Raw genomic sequence first — 3,903 nt, 5'->3', positions numbered from 1 at the left:
GATGACGCCGAGGAGCAGAAGAACGAAACGCCCTCAAACCCCATCCCGGAGCTGGAGCCAGGCCAGATCCTCAAGGTCTACAGCGGCGAGGTCCTGGAGAAGAAAACCTCCCCTCCCAAGCGCTTCACCGATGCCAGCCTGGTGGGCGAGATGAAGCGCCGCGGGATTGGCCGGCCATCCTCCTACGCCTCGATCGTGAAGAACATCATCGACAAGGGCCAGGTGCAGATGAAGGGCCGAAGCCTGATCCCCGGCGAGCTGGGCGAGGCCACCATCGCGCTCCTGGAGCACAACTTCAGCTTCCTCAGCCTCGACTTTACCCGCAACCTGGAGGTCGCCCTGGACCGGATCGCTAACAGCGAGGACACCTACATGAACGTGGTCCAGCAGTTCTACCAGCTCCTGCAGTCGGAGCTGCAGACGCTGCGCGCGCACCCCAGCGCACAGGGCGACCCGCGAGCAAGCTCTACCGCCAGCGCTCCCACGGCGCCGGCCAGTGACTTCCTCTGCGGCAAGTGCGGTCTGCCCCTGGTCCACCGCAAGAAAGCTGGCAAGGGCGGCTTCGACTTCTGGGGCTGCAGCGGCTATCGCACCACCGGCTGCAAAGTCGGCTATCCCACCAGGAACGGCCAACCTGACTTCGACAACCCGCGCGGGCTATAGGTAGTATTCGCGGCGCCACGGATACTCCGGAAAAAGAGCAGGCAACATGTGTTGCCTGTGTCGTTTTCAGGCAATTTCTCTAGCTTCCACTCATGGCCGCCGTCCGTCAGGTTTCTCACCTCGGTAAAATGAAAGCTATCTAATCTCACCGAAACCTGTATGGTGGTCTCTACTGCGTGCCCAGTTTAGCGTCCCGCCTTGATGTTCAGTCTGTTCGATCCTCATCTCCTCGGTTTGTCTTCTCTCTGCATTCAGCTCTAGCCAGGCTTTGAACCTGCGCACTCTCAAATTTTGGAGATATACATCATGGCAACTCGCCAAACTGGTACTGTTAAGTGGTTTAACGAAGTTAAAGGTTTCGGCTTCATCACCCCGGAAAGCGGCGCAGATGTTTTCGTTCACTTCCGACAGATCGAAGCTAGCGGTTACAAGTCCCTTGACGAAGGACAACGTGTAAGCTTCTTCGTTACTGCAGGCGCCAAAGGCCCGCAGGCCGAGCAAGTGCAAGCTCTGTAGGGCTGTTAGCGCGAAACAATAAGCCCCGCAATGCGGGGCTTATTGTTTCTACCTCAGAGCTATGCAGTTATCACTGCTAGTCCACTTACCCGTCACTATCTCCGTCAGCAACCCGGCCTCATAAGGCAGAGAAAAACATCCCATCGGGGCTGAGCATTTTCGGTCGATACACAAGACACCGACCGGCCACAGTGCTACTCGCTTACACAGGAGCAAGCGCGTGGCACCACTCGATAGCACTTCCCCCGCCGGGCCGCTACAGGATCAATCCCTGGCCCGCTACAGCGAGCGGCAGCTCGCCGTTGCCAACACCTGGGCAACGCATTTCTCCCTCGCAGGGACAGCTCGAACCAAGTTCATCCGTCACTACCTGCGCAGCACCTCTACGACCAGGTGCTGGTGCATCACCGTCGCTGCGGATAATGGTGTGCGTTACACCATCATGCGTGCAGGGCCACTGCTCCAGGTATTCGACGGTCAACTAATCGGTGCGTGGGAGTGCAGGCCTGCCCATCGTATCCCGGCAAGCACGCCGTCCCCAGCAGGGGCGTTGAAGCTGCTACAGCGCCTTCAAAAGTTCGACGACGCAGTTGCTGTACTCAGCTCATACACCAGACGAGCGCACGACCTAGCCACACAGATGGCCAGGGACGATCTCGGACTGCAACGTCGCCTCGTGTATCCGAGCCACAGCAACAAGCGCTACTACGCACCAAGGCGCCAGTTCTACTTGAAGCAGATCGGAGCGGTCTTGCGAACCTTCAGGCAGGTCCTGGACCAAGACCTGCTGTTCGCTATCCGCTCGGTTCGGTGCCTCTCGCCCCAGCTCTACAACTGGCTGGCTCAAGGCAACCAGGCGCGCCGGCTGCAGATGCTGAAGGCTCAGCCGGTCTTGACGCCGCTACTGGTGGATTGCGAGGAGGGAGTCTGGCCTCACACGACGACCAACGACAACGGCGAGAGCATCTGCCATTTCCTTCCTTGCCCTTTTTCCCTGCTTGTCAGTGAACGACCGCAGGCCGCCGCCGTGCCATGCGACTTGTACCTCGATATGGGCCGTATTCTGGGGCAGGTCGCGGACGAAGGGATTTCGGTCATCAACTTTTTCGCCTGGCTATTTCAGGCGCCACGGGCCTCGATTCGATTTCTTAGTCACGTCAGTCCCGGCCGTGCGGGAGGAGCTCTCTTCCATCGCAAACGGGAAGGCCGATATTCGGGATGGCATACTCTCCTTATGGCAGCATCGCTAGGTAACCGGCGGCCGATCACTCGCGCTCAATGGACAGCATTCTATGCCGCCTACAATGCGATCCCTTGGCAAGTTCACAACGCCAAGCCCGACTACAACCGTCTCTTCAACGGCTGCCCGTCTGATTGGCAGGATCCGGCATGGCTTGCAATCACTGCACGGCTGAGAGATATCAAGGAGTTCTATACCGCCCTCAACCAGGGGAACTCACAGGTTGTTCGGCAGGCGCGTAGCGTCCTGCAAGCGTATCTGGGTCATTGTACCTACCGACAGGCTGGCAACCTGGTGGACGACTACCACCAGGTCCAGAGGGAACTGCGCGCCACAGTACAGAGCAGCCTGCCCGATCTGGTCGACACCGACGAGTACACCACCTGGGAGGGAATGCTGCCTGTCAGCCTTATCGATTGCCCCAATGGCCTGGAGATCGTCGAGCTCCGCTGCCCTGCCGATCTCTATGCCGAACATATCGCGCTGGCCCATTGCATCGATAGCTACGACCAGGCCGCCTACCGAGGAGACTGCCGACTGCTCTCAGTACGTGAGGCTGGCCGTCCACTGGCCTCTGCCGAATTGGAGCTTAGGCGTGAACATGGCGAGCCTCTAGGTAGGCCCTGGAATCCCCAGCACCTTTCCACGGTGCAATTGCGCGAATTCGATAATGCCCCCGTGCCGGCCGACTCCCCTGCTGGCCAAGCATACCGCTGGTTCATGGAACGGATTCGCTCTGGAGCCATAGCGACGAACCTGAACTGGCCCGACATGACCGTCCACATGACGCGCTTCGCCGATGGTCGCTGGAAGGCGGGCCTCGCCGAAGCCACGGCGAAGTGGCTGCTCACTCGGTTGGAAAACCGATGAGCCGTCCACGCCTGGTCAACCGTACCTCCGCGACTCCTTCGACGCTTCTGCAGCGGGCTATCTTCGACGGCTACGACTTCGGCTTGAAGATCCCCTATATCGCAGGCAGCAACCGCGCGCTGCTGGAGCTATCCGGCTTCTTCATCAGCGCCCGGGAGCATCCGTTGCACCGCTACTGGCGGGTCCCCAAGGGCAAGTTGCTGCCCGAACTGGACTCGCTGTACAACCGACTCGCCGAGCTCGCTGGAGGCCTCCACTCACAGTCCTGGCGGGACTTCAGCGGCATGGTCGAATCTGCACAGGCCTCGCTTGACCGACAGGCCTTCACCTGTGGTTTGCTGCTGCGCATCGCGCCGCTGGCCGAGGGCGGCGTCTTGCTGTCAGGCGAGTTCCATCCCGGTGTGGTGGCGGTGGCTCGGCGGATGCGCGGGGTATTCCTGCGCCCATCGAGCTCCTGGCGCATCGACGCCACACCTGAGCTGCTCCGCAGCAACCTGATCCTGGAGCTTGGCCTCGCCGAGGAACAATTCGAGATACTGGATACCGTCCAGGAGCTGCTCAGCGACGGTAGCTTCGCGCCGGCGACCGAGCTGCCCAGCATGAGCATCGGCGGT

The 3,903-nt window shown here is 60.2% G+C and carries 3 protein-coding genes and 1 pseudogene; all 4 read left to right on the top strand.

All coding sequences use genetic code 11. The annotated features are described in order from the left end of the window. The coding region (locus tag HMPREF2924_RS36725) for a DNA topoisomerase (RefSeq protein WP_256567994.1) at positions 1–663 on the top strand (663 nt) is incomplete at its 5' end. A gap of 306 nt (positions 664–969) precedes the next feature. Next, positions 970–1,179, top strand: a complete 210-nt coding sequence (locus HMPREF2924_RS31765) for a cold-shock protein (RefSeq protein ID WP_003105733.1) — start codon at positions 970–972, stop codon at positions 1,177–1,179. A gap of 220 nt (positions 1,180–1,399) precedes the next feature. Beyond that, positions 1,400–3,289: a hypothetical protein gene (locus tag HMPREF2924_RS31760; RefSeq protein ID WP_003105732.1), complete on the top strand. Its 1,890-nt coding sequence runs from the start codon at positions 1,400–1,402 to the stop codon at positions 3,287–3,289. Then, a pseudogene (locus tag HMPREF2924_RS36720) lies at positions 3,286–3,903 on the top strand (ATP-dependent helicase); the annotation flags it as partial. The gene HMPREF2924_RS31760 and the pseudogene HMPREF2924_RS36720, both read left to right, overlap by 4 nt.

It is taken from the genome of Pseudomonas sp. HMSC063H08, assembly GCF_001813645.1.
Taxonomy (GTDB): domain Bacteria; phylum Pseudomonadota; class Gammaproteobacteria; order Pseudomonadales; family Pseudomonadaceae; genus Pseudomonas; species Pseudomonas aeruginosa.
This window is presented reverse-complemented; position numbering and strand designations above follow the sequence as displayed.